Annotated in this window: 15 protein-coding genes and 1 riboswitch; of the genes, 9 read left to right on the forward strand and 6 right to left on the reverse strand. The window is 50.1% G+C overall.

The window, feature by feature from the left end:
* Positions 1-20: 20 nt before the first annotated feature.
* Together OGV75_RS21320 and metG are read right to left on the reverse strand one after the other, a co-directional pair.
* The gene (locus OGV75_RS21320; RefSeq protein WP_016156964.1) at positions 21-479 is read right to left on the reverse strand and encodes a YehR family lipoprotein; all 459 of its coding nucleotides are present in this window, start codon (positions 477-479) and stop codon (positions 21-23) included.
* Positions 480-688: 209 nt separating this feature from the next.
* A complete protein-coding gene (gene metG, locus OGV75_RS21325; RefSeq protein ID WP_213238815.1) occupies positions 689-2,722 on the reverse strand; it encodes a methionine--tRNA ligase in 2,034 nt (677 codons plus the stop codon).
* Between the two features lie 164 nt (positions 2,723-2,886).
* Between metG and apbC the strand changes: the two genes are divergently transcribed.
* The 6 genes from apbC to OGV75_RS21355 all read left to right on the forward strand — a co-directional run bounded on the left by apbC (position 2,887) and on the right by OGV75_RS21355 (position 9,593).
* The gene (gene apbC / locus OGV75_RS21330; RefSeq protein ID WP_016153686.1) at positions 2,887-3,996 is read left to right on the forward strand and encodes an iron-sulfur cluster carrier protein ApbC; all 1,110 of its coding nucleotides are present in this window, start codon (positions 2,887-2,889) and stop codon (positions 3,994-3,996) included.
* Positions 3,997-4,260: 264 nt separating this feature from the next.
* Complete coding sequence (locus tag OGV75_RS21335) at positions 4,261-4,542, forward strand: DUF2574 family protein (RefSeq protein ID WP_142417529.1); 282 nt, start codon at positions 4,261-4,263, stop codon at positions 4,540-4,542.
* A gap of 272 nt (positions 4,543-4,814) precedes the next feature.
* A complete protein-coding gene (yehD, locus tag OGV75_RS21340; protein WP_016156961.1) occupies positions 4,815-5,354 on the forward strand; it encodes a fimbrial protein YehD in 540 nt (179 codons plus the stop codon).
* A 63-nt stretch (positions 5,355-5,417) separates the two neighbouring features.
* Positions 5,418-6,098: a fimbrial assembly chaperone gene (locus OGV75_RS21345; RefSeq protein WP_016156960.1), complete on the forward strand. Its 681-nt coding sequence runs from the start codon at positions 5,418-5,420 to the stop codon at positions 6,096-6,098.
* 13 nt (positions 6,099-6,111) lie between these two features.
* The gene (locus tag OGV75_RS21350) at positions 6,112-8,598 is read left to right on the forward strand and encodes a fimbrial biogenesis outer membrane usher protein (protein ID WP_286481159.1); all 2,487 of its coding nucleotides are present in this window, start codon (positions 6,112-6,114) and stop codon (positions 8,596-8,598) included.
* Between the two features lie 11 nt (positions 8,599-8,609).
* Positions 8,610-9,593, forward strand: coding sequence for a fimbrial protein (locus OGV75_RS21355; RefSeq protein ID WP_286481160.1), 984 nt, complete (start codon positions 8,610-8,612; stop codon positions 9,591-9,593).
* A 53-nt stretch (positions 9,594-9,646) separates the two neighbouring features.
* Here the strand turns inward: OGV75_RS21355 and OGV75_RS21360 are convergent, their stop codons facing one another.
* Complete coding sequence (locus tag OGV75_RS21360; protein ID WP_019077205.1) at positions 9,647-9,979, reverse strand: RcnB family protein; 333 nt, start codon at positions 9,977-9,979, stop codon at positions 9,647-9,649.
* Between the two features lie 221 nt (positions 9,980-10,200).
* Positions 10,201-10,297, forward strand: a riboswitch (TPP riboswitch).
* A gap of 31 nt (positions 10,298-10,328) precedes the next feature.
* On the opposite strand from OGV75_RS21360, the gene thiM reads away from it, so the two are divergent.
* The 3 genes from thiM to OGV75_RS21375 are packed head-to-tail and all read left to right on the forward strand — an operon-like array spanning position 10,329 to position 12,702.
* On the forward strand, positions 10,329-11,117 hold the full coding sequence (gene thiM, locus OGV75_RS21365) for a hydroxyethylthiazole kinase (RefSeq protein WP_286481162.1): 789 nt from the start codon (positions 10,329-10,331) through the stop codon (positions 11,115-11,117).
* Positions 11,114-11,914 carry a bifunctional hydroxymethylpyrimidine kinase/phosphomethylpyrimidine kinase gene (gene thiD / locus OGV75_RS21370; RefSeq protein WP_286481164.1) on the forward strand — a complete coding sequence of 267 codons (801 nt, stop codon included), beginning with the start codon at positions 11,114-11,116 and terminating at the stop codon, positions 11,912-11,914. Before thiM ends, thiD begins: the two co-directional genes overlap by 4 nt.
* Positions 11,915-11,955: 41 nt before the next feature.
* Positions 11,956-12,702, forward strand: a complete 747-nt coding sequence (locus OGV75_RS21375; protein WP_286481165.1) for a GntR family transcriptional regulator — start codon at positions 11,956-11,958, stop codon at positions 12,700-12,702.
* Here OGV75_RS21375 and OGV75_RS21380 read toward each other — a convergent pair.
* Genes OGV75_RS21380 through OGV75_RS21390 form a run of 3 tightly spaced genes read right to left on the reverse strand, consistent with a single transcriptional unit; the run spans position 12,676 to position 15,916 of the window.
* The gene (locus tag OGV75_RS21380) at positions 12,676-13,641 is read right to left on the reverse strand and encodes a PfkB family carbohydrate kinase (protein WP_286481167.1); all 966 of its coding nucleotides are present in this window, start codon (positions 13,639-13,641) and stop codon (positions 12,676-12,678) included. The genes OGV75_RS21375 and OGV75_RS21380 overlap by 27 nt on opposite strands.
* Positions 13,638-14,642, reverse strand: coding sequence for an ADP-ribosylglycohydrolase family protein (locus OGV75_RS21385; RefSeq protein WP_016156954.1), 1,005 nt, complete (start codon positions 14,640-14,642; stop codon positions 13,638-13,640). The genes OGV75_RS21380 and OGV75_RS21385 overlap by 4 nt, the downstream gene beginning before the upstream one ends.
* Positions 14,639-15,916 (reverse strand): nucleoside permease, encoded by a 1,278-nt coding sequence (locus OGV75_RS21390; protein WP_049269027.1) that lies wholly within the window; start codon positions 15,914-15,916, stop codon positions 14,639-14,641. The genes OGV75_RS21385 and OGV75_RS21390 overlap by 4 nt, the downstream gene beginning before the upstream one ends.
* Positions 15,917-15,986 lie beyond the last annotated feature (70 nt).

Below are 15,986 nucleotides of genomic sequence, written 5' to 3' on the forward strand. Positions count from 1 at the left end.
AATATCGGGTCGCCAGGATGTTATTTCACTTCTTTAAAACCCGCCGATTCCATTACCGTTTGCATTTGCTTCATGCTGATATTTTTATCGGCTTTCTCAGAAAGCTTCATCCCGGAAATTGCCTGCAACGCTTTTATATCGACTTTTTCCATATCGATAGTGACATTTTCCTGCGCGTAGGTATCTGTATAGGTGAGCTTTTCTTCTACGCCTGCAATATTTTGATATTTGGCGCTTAACGCATCGAATACTTTTGCGGCTTCCTCTTTATTGCTGGCGCCGACAGACGCATAGCTGATTTTACTTTCGGAGCTTTGTTTCAGAACTTTGTCACCTTTATAGGTGTAAGAGACGGTGATATCCGAACCGTTAAGATTGGCATTGAATGTTTTCGTCTCTTCTTTATCACCACAACCCGCCAGGGAAAAAACCACAACCGATGCCACGGCGAGAGAAACTAATTTTTGTAACGCTGTCATGGAAACTCCATTTTATGAATATCGAAAGCTAAATAATAATTCTAATGAATATGAAGGGGCCGGGCGGCCTTAATAGCAGAGCAGTATAGAATAAATCTAATAGCGATGGCTGAGCAGTCCGAAAATGGAGTGGGGGAGTGTGTTTAAGATTAAAGGTAAATCCCTCAGCAAAAAAAAGCGCTGCAGTTGCAGCGCTCGAGATGTCTGATTTATTTCACCTGTTGGCCAGGTTTTGCGCCTTCGTCCGGGCTTAACAGGAAGATATCTTTCCCGCCAGGACCTGCCGCCATGACCATCCCTTCAGAAATGCCGAAGCGCATCTTACGAGGTGCCAGGTTAGCAACCATAATGGTCTGACGTCCAACCAGGGTCTGCGGATCCGGATAGGCAGAACGAATACCAGAGAAGACGTTACGCTTCTCGCCACCGAGATCCAGCGTCAGACGCAGCAGTTTGTCAGAACCTTCCACAAACTCGGCGTTTTCAATCAATGCCACGCGCAGGTCAACTTTGGCGAAATCGTCAAAGGTAATGGTTTCCTGAATCGGGTCATCCGCCAGCGGGCCGGTTACCGGTGCGGCAGCGGCCTTCACTTCTTCTTTCGACGCTTCCACCAGCGCTTCAACTTGTTTCATGTCGATGCGATTGTAGAGCGCCTTAAAGGTGTTGACCTTGTGACCGAGCAGCGGTTGCTTAATGGCATCCCAGCTCAGCTCGATGTTCAGGAAAGCTTCTACACGTTCAGCAAGCGTTGGCAGAACCGGTTTCAGGTAAGTCATCAGGACGCGGAACAGGTTGATACCCATGGAGCAGATCGCCTGCAGGTCGGCATCGCGGCCTTCCTGTTTAGCAACGACCCACGGAGCCTGTTCGTCAACGTAGCGGTTTGCCACATCGGCCAGCGCCATGATTTCACGGATAGCTTTACCAAATTCACGACTTTCCCATGCTTCGCCAATCACCGCAGCAGCGTCAGTGAAGGTTTTATACAACGCCGGGTCGGCCAGTTCAGCAGCCAGTACGCCGTCAAAACGCTTGCTGATAAAGCCTGCGTTACGTGATGCCAGGTTGACTACTTTGTTGACGATATCGGCGTTTACACGCTGAACGAAGTCTTCCAGGTTCAGGTCGATATCATCAATGCGTGAAGAAAGCTTCGCCGTGTAGTAGTAGCGCAGGCTGTCGGCGTCAAAGTGCTTCAGCCAGGTGCTGGCCTTAATGAAGGTACCGCGAGATTTGGACATCTTCGCACCGTTTACCGTCACATAACCGTGTACGAACAGGTTGGTCGGCTTACGGAAGTTGCTGCCTTCCAGCATCGCCGGCCAGAACAGGCTATGGAAGTAGACGATGTCTTTACCGATGAAGTGATACAGCTCGGCGTCGGAATCTTTCTTCCAATACTCATCAAAACTGGTCGTGTCGCCGCGCTTATCGCACAGGTTTTTGAACGAACCCATATAGCCAATTGGTGCGTCCAGCCAGACGTAGAAGTACTTGCCTGGCGCATCCGGGATTTCAAAACCGAAGTATGGGGCATCGCGGGAAATATCCCACTGCTGCAGGCCGGATTCGAACCATTCCTGCATTTTGTTGGCGACCTGCTCCTGCAACGCGCCGCTGCGTGTCCAGGCCTGCAGCATCTCGCTGAATGACGGCAGGTCAAAGAAGAAGTGTTCGGAGTCGCGCATTACTGGCGTCGCGCCAGAAACAACGGATTTCGGCTCGATAAGTTCGGTCGGGCTGTAGGTTGCGCCGCAGACTTCACAGTTATCGCCATACTGATCCGGAGATTTACATTTCGGGCAGGTGCCTTTAACGAACCGGTCCGGCAGGAACATGCCTTTTTCTGGATCGTAAAGCTGGGAGATAGTACGGTTCTTAATAAAACCGTTCTCCTTCAGGCGCGTATAAATCAGCTCAGACAGCTCTCGGTTCTCTTCGCTGTGCGTAGAGTGGTAGTTGTCATAGCTGATGTCAAAACCCGCAAAATCAGTCTGATGCTCCTGACTCATTTCACCGATCATCTGCTCTGGCGTGATCCCAAGCTGCTGTGCTTTCAGCATGATTGGCGTACCGTGTGCGTCGTCCGCGCAGATGAAGTTAACCTGGTGGCCGCGCATTCGCTGGTAACGGACCCAGACATCAGCCTGGATGTGCTCCAGCATATGGCCGAGGTGGATAGAGCCGTTGGCGTACGGCAGCGCGCACGTTACCAGAATTTTCTTCGCGACTTGAGTCATAGTGGGCAATTACTTCTTTTGTAGTGAAAAGGGCTTTGATAGTACCAAAATGGTAATTACTGCGCCAAGCGATAAGGGCATTTATCCGTAAATGAATAATTGTTGCGGTTGGAGTAAACTACCTGGTGACTATTGTATTTTCAGAACAACAAAAAGGAGTCGGGATGAACGCACAATCCCAGGCCAAATCACCAGAGACCCTGCGCGCGATGGTTGCCGGGACGCTGGCGAATTTTCAGCATTCAACCCTGAAGCATAATCTGACGACGCTTAAAGCGTTGCATCACGTCGCCTGGATGGATGACACGTTGCACGTTGAGCTGGTCATGCCGTTTGTCTGGCAGAGCGCGTTTGAGGACTTAAAAGAGCAATGTAGCGCCGATCTGCTGCGTATTACTGGTGCGAAAGCAATCGACTGGAAACTGTCGCATAACATTGCGACGCTGAAACGCGTGAAAAACCAGCCGGGCATTAATGGTGTAAAAAACATCATCGCCGTCAGTTCGGGTAAAGGTGGCGTAGGTAAATCCTCAACCGCCGTGAACCTGGCGCTGGCGCTGGCTGCGGAAGGGGCGAAGGTAGGGATACTGGACGCCGATATTTATGGCCCGTCAATCCCAACGATGCTCGGTGCGGAAAACCAGCGTCCAACCTCTCCAGACGGTACCCACATGGCGCCGATCATGTCTCACGGCCTGGCGACAAACTCTATTGGTTATCTGGTTACTGACGATAATGCGATGGTTTGGCGTGGCCCGATGGCCAGCAAAGCCCTGCTGCAGATGCTGCAAGAAACCTTATGGCCGGATCTTGATTACCTGGTACTGGATATGCCGCCGGGTACGGGTGATATCCAGTTGACGCTGGCGCAAAACATTCCGGTCACGGGTGCTGTTGTGGTGACCACTCCGCAGGACATCGCGCTGATCGATGCGAAAAAAGGCATCGTGATGTTCGAAAAAGTCGAAGTGCCAGTGCTGGGTATTGTTGAGAATATGAGTATGCATATTTGCAGCAACTGTGGTCATCACGAGCCAATCTTCGGCACCGGTGGCGCGCAGAAACTGGCTGAGCAGTATCACACCCAACTGCTGGGACAGATGCCGCTGCATATTTCTCTGCGTGAAGACCTGGATCGTGGTACGCCGACGGTCATCAGCCGTCCTGACAGCGAATTTACCGCCATTTACCGCGACCTGGCAGGACGTGTCGCTGCCCAGCTCTACTGGCAAGGGGAAGTGATCCCGGGTGAAATTGCCTTCCGCGCGGTGTAATTAATAGCGTTAAAAATATTCACCGCATCAATAATGAATTGATGCGGTGAATATATTGGATGAAAAACCTCACTCAATTATTTATCCGGACTGTATAATTCATGTCTTTTTCTGAATAAACACCCTCAATGCATCATTTAAATTGATCAAATTGGTCGAATTAATCTACAATCTCAATTAGTCTTAGCGAGGCAGTTAATCCATAATCTACTGGAAAGACGGCTTGTGTGCTGTTTCCCAACCGATACAGGAATAATGAACGTAATGAAAAAAAATTTATTCTTGGGAGTTATTACTTTGGCTTATGGAATGAGCGCTTCTGCTTTCGCCACAGATACTGCCACCCTGAATATCAATGGTCGGGTAACTGAACCCACCTGTAGCGCTGATGTTGTAAATAACGAATTGCAGCAACGCTGTGGCAATGCCATTTCCTTTTCAAACGTCAGAGCGGGTGTTTCAAATCCAACAAAAGGTGCGGTAACTGAAATTGTTACTATCACCGGTGACGCTACACGACAAATTGTGATGACGCGTTACGATTAAACGTCTTTTATCAGCCATGCATTATTATTGTGAATAATACGTGGCTGATCATTTCTCTGAAGAATTCCATTCCGACAGTTAATCTCGTAAATTTATTAATTTAAAAGAATAAAAAAATCGACTGATTTGTTTCTATTATATTGCGCTTTGCAATTTGTTTTAAATCAATAAAACAACGCGTTTACATTGCGGTAACGTTTCTGGTGTGCGAATTTAATTTCACGGGTTAAGTCCTCTTAACCAATAGAAGTTAATTCATTAAGGAATATACGATGAAACGTTCAATTATTTCCGCTGCTGTTCTGTCCGCTGTAGTTATGAGCGCTGGGGCTTTTGCTGCTGATTCTGATCAGGGTGAACTGATTATTACTGGTAAGGTAGTAGGGACCACCTGTAAATTTACAGGGGATACCACTGCGACCATTGGTATGAACCAAATTGGTGCTGACAGATTAAATGCCTTAAGTGCTGGTGGTGTTTATGAAGGATACTCAAATAAAACCACCGTGCCATTGACGGTTGAATGTACAGGAAGTAAAGCACCAAAAATTACTTTCTCCAGTTCTCAATTTGACAGCAATAATAAATATATTACACGAAATACCGCAGCAAATAATGGTGCTGGCTTCACCGTTTACTATGGTGATGATTTTACTAAACAGGTTAACCCCGATACAGGTATTGAGTTAACTAAAACTGCGGACAATAAATATACTCTGAACTTTAGCGCACGCTACGCGAAAATTGGTTCTGCCGATGTCTCCGCTGGTGATGTGGCCTCTTCGCTGACGATGACGGTTGTTACTGATTAAGATGACTATCCTGTTTGTCGGCGGCTCCGGCCGCCGATTATTTCCGCAGTAAGGATAATTATAATGAAAAAAATACTCGTGTTTTTACTGGCCGGTACAGTAATGCCTGCGTGGGGCGGCATATACATTTACGGCACCCGTGTCATTTATCCGGCACAGAAAAAAGAAATTACCGTGCAATTAATGAATGAAGGCAGTCGCAGCTCGCTGGTTCAATCCTGGATAGATGACGGAGATACCAGTCTGCCACCCGAAAAAATCCACGTGCCATTTGTAATGAGCCCTCCGGTGGCAAAGGTCAGCGGAGGCTCTGGTCAACAACTGAAAATTAAGCAATTGGCAAATACGCTACCGGAAGATCGTGAAAGTCTTTTTTTCCTGAATGTGTTAGATATTCCTCCTAATTCTGCGGAATCAGAAGGCAAGAACATGATTAAATTTGCTATGCAGAATCGCATCAAATTTATATATCGCCCGCAGGGTATCGCCGGTGTAGATGAAAAAAGCTTTTCTCGCTTAAGCGTCAGAGATATCAGCGGTGGCATTAATATCAAAAATAATTCTGCTAACTGGATTACTATTCCTGAACTAGTGGGTAATTCAAAAATAAACAGCGAGACAGTGTTACTTGCTCCGTGGTCAGATAAAAAGGTCGTCACCACTGCTGTCGTTAATCATTACAAGGTTACTCTTATTGATGATCACGGAAACTACTTAAGTGAAAAAATAAAAACGGAAAGATAGTCAAGGATTGATTATGTCAAAGATAAATTCTATTACACTGTCAATCCTGTCGGTGTTGGCTGCTTCATCCGCATGGGCTGAAGAAGACACGTTTGATACCCACTTTATGATCGGTGGTTTGAATGGTGAGAAAATCTCTCGCTATCAAATTGATGGCGATAAGCCAATGCCCGGTATATATGAAATGGATGTTTATCTTAATAATAAGTGGCGTGGTCGGTACGATATTGATATTAAAGACGATCCCGAACTGACATGTCTGCCCTGGGCACAATTGCAGCAAATTGGTATTCGCACCGGGAACATTAAAACGGATAAACAAGAAGGCTGCGTGCCGCTGCGTGCAGCAGTGCAGGGCGGCAGTGTCAGTTATGACATTGGGGAGTTTATTCTAAATTTAAGCGTACCTCAGGCGTATGTGATTGAATATGAACCAGGATATATGCCGCCTGAAACCTGGGATCGTGGGGTGAACGCTTTTTATACCTCTTATTACGCCAGCCAGTATTACAGTAATTATAAACACGGTGGTGATGATAAAAGCAGCTATGTGAACCTGAATAGCGGGTTGAACCTGCTGGGGTGGCAGTTGCATTCAAGTGACAACTATACGAAAGGTAACGAGGGCAACGGCAAATGGAAGAGCAACACGTTATATGTGGAACGTGGTGTGCCGTCGATTCTTGGTACATTGCGCGCCGGTGACATGTATACCGGGGCTGATATTTTTGATGCCGTACGTTTTCGTGGTGTGCGTATCTGGCGCGATATGCAAATGTTACCAAACTCAAAACAGAATTTTACCCCTGTAGTTCGTGGGATTGCCCAGAGCAACGCCCTGGTAACCATCGAACAAAATGGTTTTGTTATTTACCAGAAAGAAGTACCACCAGGTCCATTTGCTATTGATGATCTACAACTCGCTGGCGGCGGTTCGGATTTAGATGTCAGTGTGAAAGAGGCTAACGGTTCGATATCTCATTATCTGGTGCCTTTTTCATCTGTGCCAAATATGCTGCAGTCGGGCGTATCGAAATATGATTTCGCTGCAGGGCGAAGTCATATTGAAGGGGCTGGCAATCAGTATGATTTCCTGCAAGGGAGTTATCAGTATGGTCTGAACAATCTGCTAACGGTCTATAGCGGCACAATGCTTTCGCAAAACTATTCTTCATTTGTGCTTGGGACTGGCTGGAATACCCCCATTGGCGCAGTATCGGTAGACGCCACGCGATCGCATAGCGAGCAGGATAATGGTGATGTTTTTGATGGTCAGAGCTATCAGGTTGCATGGAACAAATATGTCACGCAGACCGGTACGCAGTTTGCACTGGCAGCTTATCGTTACTCCTCGCGGGATTATCGTACCTTTAATGACTACGTGTGGGCGAATAATAAAAATAACTATAATCGCGATAAAAACGATGTTTATGACATTGCGGACTACTATCAAAACGACTTTGGCCGCAAGAACAGTTTTTCACTGAATATAAATCAAGCGTTACCCGAAAACTGGGGATCCCTGGCGGTCAGTGGCCTGTGGCGCGACTATTGGCAACGCAGTGGAAACGGCAAAGATTATCAGCTTAGCTACTCTAACGCCTGGCAGCGAGTTAGCTATACCTTTGCCGTGAGTCAAACGTACGATGAGGACAACCACGAGGATAAGCGTTTTAACCTGTATATCTCCATCCCGTTCTCGTGGGGGGACGGTATTTCCACTCCTCGACGCGATCTGTTCGTCTCTAATTCCACGACGTTTGATAATGACGGCTTTCAGTCGAATAACACCAGCTTAAGCGGGGTGACGGGTAATCGCGATCAATTCAGCTATGGTGCCAACCTCAGTCAGCAACGACAGGGGAACGAGACAACGGCGGGCGGTAGCATGGTCTGGCGCGCGCCAGTGGCGACTGTAGGCGGTAGTTACAGCCAATCGAATAAGTATCAACAGGCCAGCGGCAATATTCAGGGGGGGATTGTGGTGTGGTCTGAGGGCGTGGCTCTGACTCCCCGGCTTTCAGATACATTCGCCATTGTTAAAGCGCCTGGGTTACAGGGTGCGGCTGTGCAAGGGCATCGTTACCTAACGACCAACAGTAGGGGTTACGCGGTTTACGACAGTCTGACGCCGTACCGTGAAAATATGCTGATGCTGGATCTTTCCGACACTAATAGCGATGTGGCATTACTGGGCAATCGAAAAGGTACAGTACCCTATCGCGGTGCGGTCGTGATGACGGAGTTTGAAACCGATCGGCGCAAACCCTGGTACTTCCTGGCCGAGCGTCCGGACGGCTCTCCGTTATCATTCGGTTATGAAGTGGAAGATGAAATCGGTAATAATATTGGTCTGGTGGGGCAGGGTAGCCGGTTATTTATTCGCACTAACGACATTCCCGCGTCGGTACATGTTGCAGTTAATAAACAGCAGGGACAGTTCTGTACAATTACCTTCGATAGGGTGATTGATGAGAATAAAGTCTATATTTGCCGATAAGGATGCAAGATATGAAAGGATACGTATTTTTGATATTTTTGCTGCTGTCATCCTTTGGTGCTGATGCCGGGTGTACATTTCAGACGAAAAATGGCGGGTTAACGACAATTAATCTGGATATGACATCTGGAACAGCAACAAATCAAATTAATCTCAGTTCCAGTGGCAACATAGTGTGTACAGCCAACAGTGATAGCTTATATTATACAACACCGCTCAAGGATTACATTGTTGCAATTCAGGGAGGCAGCGGCAAGAAGGTTTTAATTAATATCAATCTGACCAGCAATGATTTTCCAGTAAGTATTGGTAAGAAAACGGTTAGTGCCGGCGAAGCGCTGGATACCAAAAATTTCACCATCTCAGCAAGATATGTAAATTCAGGGACTATTAAGCAGACCGTATCCGGTGACGCGTTTAGTCTGAGCGACCCGGCAGTAAGTATTACCTCTGATAATTCTTGTACTTCAAACTGGTTAGCTTATCTTTATTGCTGGGTTACCGGACGTTTATCGAGTAATTCAGCTTTTACACAGAATTTAAGCTTTACAGTAACGCATAAACCCACCACCTGTCAGTTTTCATTACTCCGCTACGAAATTAAAATGCCAGATACCACATTAAATGAGATGCTCACGGTTAATAATACCAAATCGGGTTCCACAAATCTGGTATTGAATTGCGAAAGTATATATAACGTTACCACCAATCCCGTCACTTTTAAAGTGGTGCGCGGTGACTGGGATGAAAACGGGAAAATACTAAAAAACACGATAGCGAATGGCGCCAAAGGGGTGGGGTTCCAGATATATAATGGCACCGCGACTTCTCCTCTAAAACAGGGGGATAATCTGATGAACAGAATGACCAAACTGGAAGCAATCAGTAATCAGTACACTTTCCCTATTACTGCGAAATATGTTCGCGTGACAGGGGAATCATTACTGCCTGGTGAAATACAAAGTAAAGTGATATTTGCAGTATCTTATGACTAATTGATTTGCGGGTATTTCACGTACTTTCTTGCTGAAAGTACGTGTTTTTTCTATTAACGATGATAAAAAATCTCGCCGTCGTAGGCTTTAATGATCTTACCGTCAGCATCGTTGATCAGCACGTACGCACCACCCATGTAGGTCCAGTGGGTACCGGCGGTAGGTGCTGGCAGGTTGCGTTGGTTCCATTGCTTAATCGCATATTCGTCAGTACGGTACAGCGGTGGGACCGTGTCACCAGGTTTAAAATGGGTAAAATCGGCGATGAAACCGCTCAACTCATACTTATCAATTCCGGTGGGAGCAGCTGTTGCGGCCGGCGCGGCCCAGACGACGCTGCTTGCAAGCAGGAGTGCACCCAGCAACATTTTATTCTTCATACCCATCCTCTTTACCTGTTCGGGTCATCAACATCAGTCGTGTATCATTCCTGGCTTATAGGGCATCTGACAAGAACTTTTTTGTGATCACGCCAGTCATTTCGTAAAAAGTGTAAATGAATGTACAGATTAGCTGCAACCTTACCCCGTAATTTCGTGGAGGGCCATGGTGCTGCGCTAATTTACATCATCAAGCGTCGGCAGTATTCTGTTACCGAAACTTGTGTTTCAACGACTCGGGGTGCCCTTCCTGGTGAAGGCTGAGAAATACCCGTACCACCTGATCTGGATAATGCCAGCGTAGGGAAGTCTGACACTGCTCGTGTCCCTTCTTCGCGCGGGCAGGAGCTGAACCATGCAGCCTGACCTGCACAGCCGCGCACTCGCGGCTCACACCTTACACCAATTTAGAACGCTTTCCCCTCTCACACACTGCATGACCAACGAGGTCGTGCAAAGCTTTACGGCCAATACGCTGCTGGCGCTGGGCGCATCACCTGCAATGGTAATCGAGCCTGAGGAAGCCAGTCAGTTCGCGTCTATTGCCAGTGCATTACTGGTTAACGTCGGCACCTTAACCCGGGAACGGGCTACGGCGATGCGTGCTGCAGTTGAGCGGGCACAACTTGCTAAAACCCCGTGGACGCTCGATCCCGTTGCCGTGGGGGCGCTGGAGTTTCGTCGTCGCTTCTGTCTGGATTTGTTGGCGCTACAGCCTGCAGCTATCCGCGGCAACGCTTCGGAAATACTGGCTCTGGCGGGTATGAACGGCGGGGGACGCGGCGTGGATACGACCGATACGGCAGCCGCTGCGCTTCCCGCAGCGCAGGCACTGGCTCGTCAGGTTGGGACCATTGTCGTGGTTACCGGCGAAATTGACTATGTCACCGATGGTCAGCGTACCGTCTGCGTGAACGGGGGTGACCCGTTGATGACGCGCGTGGTGGGCACCGGATGCGCGCTGTCGGCGGTCGTTGCGGCCAGCTGCGCCCTGCACGGTGACCGGCTTGATAACGTCGCCTCCGCCTGTAGCTGGATGAAACAGGCCGGACAAATAGCCACTCGACAATCAACCGGACCGGGCAGTTTTGTCCCGGCATTTATTGACGCCCTCTATAACCTGAACGCGCAGGAGCAACTATGAAACGGATTAACGCATTAACGATTGCCGGAACCGATCCAAGCGGTGGCGCAGGTATTCAGGCCGATTTAAAAACGTTCTCGGCGCTTGGCGCTTACGGCTGCTCGGTTATCACGGCGTTGGTGGCGCAAAATACGCGCGGGGTGCAGTCGGTGTATCGCATTGAACCTGACTTTGTCGCCGCACAACTGGATTCGGTGTTCAGTGATGTGCGTGTCGACACCACTAAAATCGGTATGCTGGCGGAAACGGATATTGTTGAAGCAGTCGCCGAACGCTTGCGTCGCCATCGGGTGCAAAATGTCGTGCTGGATACCGTGATGCTGGCGAAAAGCGGCGATCCGTTGCTGTCTCCTTCGGCGGTTGAAACGCTGCGTACCCATTTGCTGCCGCAGGTTTCGATTATCACCCCAAATTTACCCGAAGCTGCGGCGCTGCTCGGGGTTCCCCATGCGCAGACTGAGCAGGAGATGTTAGAGCAGGGAAGGGCGCTGCGGGCGCTGGGTTGCGAGGCGGTGTTGATGAAAGGCGGCCATCTGGAGGATGCGCAAAGCCCCGACTGGCTCTTTACCCGTGATGGCGAGCAGCGTTTTACCGCGCCAAGGGTGATGACCAAAAATACCCACGGTACTGGCTGTACGCTATCAGCGGCACTGGCGGCGCTGCGTCCGCGCCATGACAACTGGGCACAGACAGTGCAGGAAGCTAAGTTGTGGCTTTCAGCGGCATTGGCGCAGGCCGACACCCTGGAAGTCGGCGAGGGAATTGGTCCGGTGCATCATTTCCACGCGTGGTGGTAATGAGTATACTGGCTGCAGAAACGGCTGCAGGAAAAAGATAAATGGAACAAGCGCATACCCAGCTTATCGCGCAACTGAATGAACGTATTTCCGCGGCAGATAACACGCCGCTGTATATCAAATTTGCGCAAACGGTGAAAAACGCTGTGCGTAGCGGGATTCTGGAGCATGGAAACATCCTGCCCGGCGAGCGCGATCTCAGCCAGTTGACCGGCGTTTCGCGAATTACGGTTCGTAAGGCGATGCAGGCTTTGGAAGAAGAAGGTGTCGTGACGCGCGCCCGCGGTTACGGGACGCAAATCAATAACATCTTCGAGTATTCGCTAAAAGAAGCGCGTGGTTTTTCACAGCAGGTGGTGTTGCGCGGTAAAAAACCAGATACGCTGTGGGTTAACAAGCGGATTGTGCCTTGCCCGGAAGATGTAGCGCAGCAGCTGGCTGTTGCCACGGGGAGTGACGTCTTCTTGCTCAAGCGCATTCGCTACGTAGATGAAGATGCGGTTTCTATTGAAGAGTCATGGGTTCCTGCCCATCTAATCCATGACGTGGATGCCATCGGCGTTTCACTGTATGACTATTTTCGCAGCCAGTATATTTTCCCGCAGCGCACGCGCTCACGTGTCAGTGCCCGAATGCCTGACGCAGAATTCCAGGCGCACATTCAAATGGACAGCAAAGTGCCGGTGCTGGTGATCAAGCAGGTAGCGCTTGACCAGCAGCAACGGCCCATTGAATACAGCATCAGCTATTGTCGAAGCGATCTATACGTGTTTGTGTGCGAGGAGTAACGCCTCGCGCGTAGGGGCGCAATCGCCCCCGCGATGCCCTACCACCCAGGACGCCACGGCGTTTCCAAGCAGTACCGCGTCAGCCAGCGACCAGCCAGACGCCAGTCCCGCCAGCATGCCGCCAGCGTGGCTGTCACCAGCGCCAATGGTATCAACGACCGCTGTCGCAAATGCCGGCATGCAACCGGAAGTTTGTGTGCTGAAATACCACGCACCGTCTTTATCGTGGCGTACCACCACCGGTGTGGCGAAACGTTGCACCCATTGTGCGCCAAAACCTTCTACATCCTGGCTTAATGCAAACCTCTCGGCGGCAATTTCCGCCTCCTGCCGATTGAGCGATACCAGTGGACGGCAGGCCATAATTCTTGCCAGTAAGGGCTCGGGAATGTCGCCGATGCGTGGGCCAAAATCGATAAACGGCGTCACTTCCTCCAGCCCTTCCAGCCAATGCACCAGCAACTCACCACACGGAGAGGCTAACTGATAGCCCGAGAGATAAACCAGGCTGTGACGTGGGATCTCCAGCTGTGCCAGCCAGTCAGCGTTCCACTGATTTTCGACGCCACTAAAGGACATAAAGGTACGTTCGCCATCCGGCTCGACCAGAGCCAGACACCAGCCGTTATCGCCTGCGGCGTTATCGATCAGACTGTGCAGTCCCTCTTTTGCCATCCGGTTGCGGATAATATCGGCCCACACCCCCTGACCCAGCGGTAAAGCATTACTGGCGTCGATACCTAACCGCTTGAGTGCTACGGCGATATTGAGCGCGCAGCCGCCAACGTTCACCCCTTGCTGTTTGAGTTCAATGTCACATCCGCGCCAGGGAAGGGCATACGCATCGGCAATGACATCAATCACCGCCGCACCCACCACCGTAACGGGTCGCTGTGTGCGTAACTGCGGGAGAAGTTGTTGCAGACGCGTGGTGCTCATAGTGCCTCCCGCTGCTCGCGCAGTCGCATCAATCCACTGGCGTAGCGGATAAAGTCTAGCTGATTTACCGCATCGAGCTCATGTTTCAATGCCGGATTAATCGCACTTACGCCGTGGAGCGCGCCACAAATGGCGGTTGCCATCGCCCCGATGGTGTCGGTATCGCCCCCGAGGTTCGCGCACAGAATGGCGCAGCGGTTAGGATCGGTCTGCGCCAGCTCAACCATAGCGATGGCGCAAGGCACGGATTCAATGGTACTGGTTCCGGCCCCCACAACCTGATACAACTGCTCGCAGGCAGACTCAATGCCGTCAGCGTTACGGACAATTTTCAGCGCCAGCTCAAGGCGTGCACAGAGCGATGCGCTAAAGGTAGTGATCCTTTTTTGCTGCGCATGCCGGGCAATGGCTGGCAGCGCGTCGACAATCTCTGACCATTTTCCGCCGTCGATAGCGCGTGATACCGCCCACGCGACCACCACTGCGCCAGCGATAGCCAAATCCGATTTATGTGTCGGGCTGGAGGCTAATGCCACATCATCGATAAAGGCATCGAGATCGCGCGCGGGGAGCAGGCATCCCAGCGGTGAAACGCGCATTGCCGCTCCGTTGGTAACGCCGTTATTTTCCAGTTCGGCGACAGGTTTGCCGTCGCGAATGGCTTTTAGCGCAATTTTTGAGGTCGGGCCGAGCACGTTTTTATTAAAAGCATCAAAACGTTCGGCCCAGGCCAGAATATTGCGGCCAATAACGTCGGGTACAATCTCTCCGTCGCACTCAAGCAGGGCATCAGCCAGACACAGCGCCATGGAGGTGTCATCAGTGAACTCCGCCTGGTTAAAATAGCAGGCGGCATTATTCTCCGCAGGGCCGGGTAAAAAACGGTCGATCCAACCGAAATGGGCTTTAACCCGGGTTCTTGGCCACAGTTCCGACGGCATACCCATCGCATCCCCTAACGCCTGCCCATAAAGAGCACCGAGAATACGTTCTGCTTTCATTTTACTTCCCCTTGTTTCAATGCTACATCGCGATCGTCCACCTTAATGGCGGTGATTTCTTTATCTGACTCGCGAAAGAAAATCATAAACATTACGGCAATGACGGCGATCATGACCGCGCCAAATCCCCACATGCCAGCCCAGTTAAAGGTAAGACCATTCACCGGTTCCTGATAAGCAAACATTTTTTCCATCATCACGCCGCCCAGACGATAACCGAGCAGGCTACCGAATCCCTGACAGCAGAGGGTGATAAGCCCTTGCGCCGCGGTGCGCATATGTACGGGCGCTTTTTTATCGACATAAATGTAGGCTGTGACGTAGTAGAAGTCGTAACTGACGCCGTGCAGCAGAATGCCGAGAAACAGCAGAGCGTAAGTGAAATATTCTTCCGCGCCGCCGTAAACGAAAAATCCGTAGCGGATAGCCGCAGTAATAAGACCAAGCAGCAATACCTTTTTAATGCCAAAGCGTTTGGTGAAAAACGGTAGCGCCAGCATAAAGAAGATTTCAGAGAACTGGCCCAGCGTCATCCAGCCGGTGGCGTTTTTCATCCCGACTTCTGTCAGATAACCGTTGGCAAAGATGTAATAGAACGCCAGCGGCATCGCGAACAGAAAAGAGCAAAAGAAAAAGACGAGGAAGTTCTTATCCCGCAGCAGGATCAGCGCATCCAGACCCAGCATGACCTTGAAATCCATTTTGCCGGTACTTTTCGGCGGCGTATCCGGTAAAAAGAACGCAAAGACGCCCAACAGAGCCGAGCTTCCGGCAGTGATAAGCAGAGGAATATTGGTAGGGGAGATGTCACTATAGCCAAGCATTTGCGGTAAGAAACCGCAGGCCAAACCAGAGGCGATCCAGCCAATGGTCCCCATCACACGGATGCGCGGGAAATCACGCTCAACGTCACTGACGTTGGCAAAAGCGATACTGTTGGTCAGCGCAATCGTCGGCATATAGGTCAACGAATAGGCCAGTAACAGCGGGAAAAATCCGCTGAAGGTGGTTTGCTGGGCGGCGAAGTACATCAAAATAGCGCCGACAAACATCAGCACCGCCAGCACTTTTTGCGCGGAGAAAAAACGGTCAGTGACAGAACCGACCAGGATGGGCGACAGGATCGCAGCAATCGCGGTACAGGCGTAGGACCAGCCGATCTCCCCGGCGCTAAAGCCACTTTTACTCAGCCACAGCCACAGCGGTACAAACCAGGCGCCCCAGATAAACCACTCTATAAACATCATGAACGACAGCTTAACTGTAGTTTTCATCTTTAAATCCTTCATGACAGGTAAGGTACGCACTGATAGTACCATTCGATAATACCTTTAAAATACCTTT

Origin of the sequence: Citrobacter sp. Cb028, assembly GCF_030336705.1 — a bacterium.
GTDB lineage: Bacteria > Pseudomonadota > Gammaproteobacteria > Enterobacterales > Enterobacteriaceae > Citrobacter > Citrobacter braakii.

Coding starts and splice junctions, on each gene's coding strand:
- OGV75_RS21345 (WP_016156960.1), top strand. CDS start 5,418: ATGAAAAAAATACTCGTGTTTTTACTGGCCGGTACAGTAATGCCTGCG.
- OGV75_RS21320 (WP_016156964.1), bottom strand. CDS start 479: ATGACAGCGTTACAAAAATTAGTTTCTCTCGCCGTGGCATCGGTTGTG.
- OGV75_RS21390 (WP_049269027.1), bottom strand. CDS start 15,916: ATGAAAACTACAGTTAAGCTGTCGTTCATGATGTTTATAGAGTGGTTT.
- OGV75_RS21335 (WP_142417529.1), top strand. CDS start 4,261: ATGAAAAAAAATTTATTCTTGGGAGTTATTACTTTGGCTTATGGAATG.
- OGV75_RS21385 (WP_016156954.1), bottom strand. CDS start 14,642: ATGAAAGCAGAACGTATTCTCGGTGCTCTTTATGGGCAGGCGTTAGGG.
- OGV75_RS21360 (WP_019077205.1), bottom strand. CDS start 9,979: ATGGGTATGAAGAATAAAATGTTGCTGGGTGCACTCCTGCTTGCAAGC.
- thiM (WP_286481162.1), top strand. CDS start 10,329: ATGCAGCCTGACCTGCACAGCCGCGCACTCGCGGCTCACACCTTACAC.
- thiD (WP_286481164.1), top strand. CDS start 11,114: ATGAAACGGATTAACGCATTAACGATTGCCGGAACCGATCCAAGCGGT.
- OGV75_RS21375 (WP_286481165.1), top strand. CDS start 11,956: ATGGAACAAGCGCATACCCAGCTTATCGCGCAACTGAATGAACGTATT.
- OGV75_RS21380 (WP_286481167.1), bottom strand. CDS start 13,641: ATGAGCACCACGCGTCTGCAACAACTTCTCCCGCAGTTACGCACACAG.
- metG (WP_213238815.1), bottom strand. CDS start 2,722: ATGACTCAAGTCGCGAAGAAAATTCTGGTAACGTGCGCGCTGCCGTAC.
- yehD (WP_016156961.1), top strand. CDS start 4,815: ATGAAACGTTCAATTATTTCCGCTGCTGTTCTGTCCGCTGTAGTTATG.
- apbC (WP_016153686.1), top strand. CDS start 2,887: ATGAACGCACAATCCCAGGCCAAATCACCAGAGACCCTGCGCGCGATG.
- OGV75_RS21355 (WP_286481160.1), top strand. CDS start 8,610: ATGAAAGGATACGTATTTTTGATATTTTTGCTGCTGTCATCCTTTGGT.
- OGV75_RS21350 (WP_286481159.1), top strand. CDS start 6,112: ATGTCAAAGATAAATTCTATTACACTGTCAATCCTGTCGGTGTTGGCT.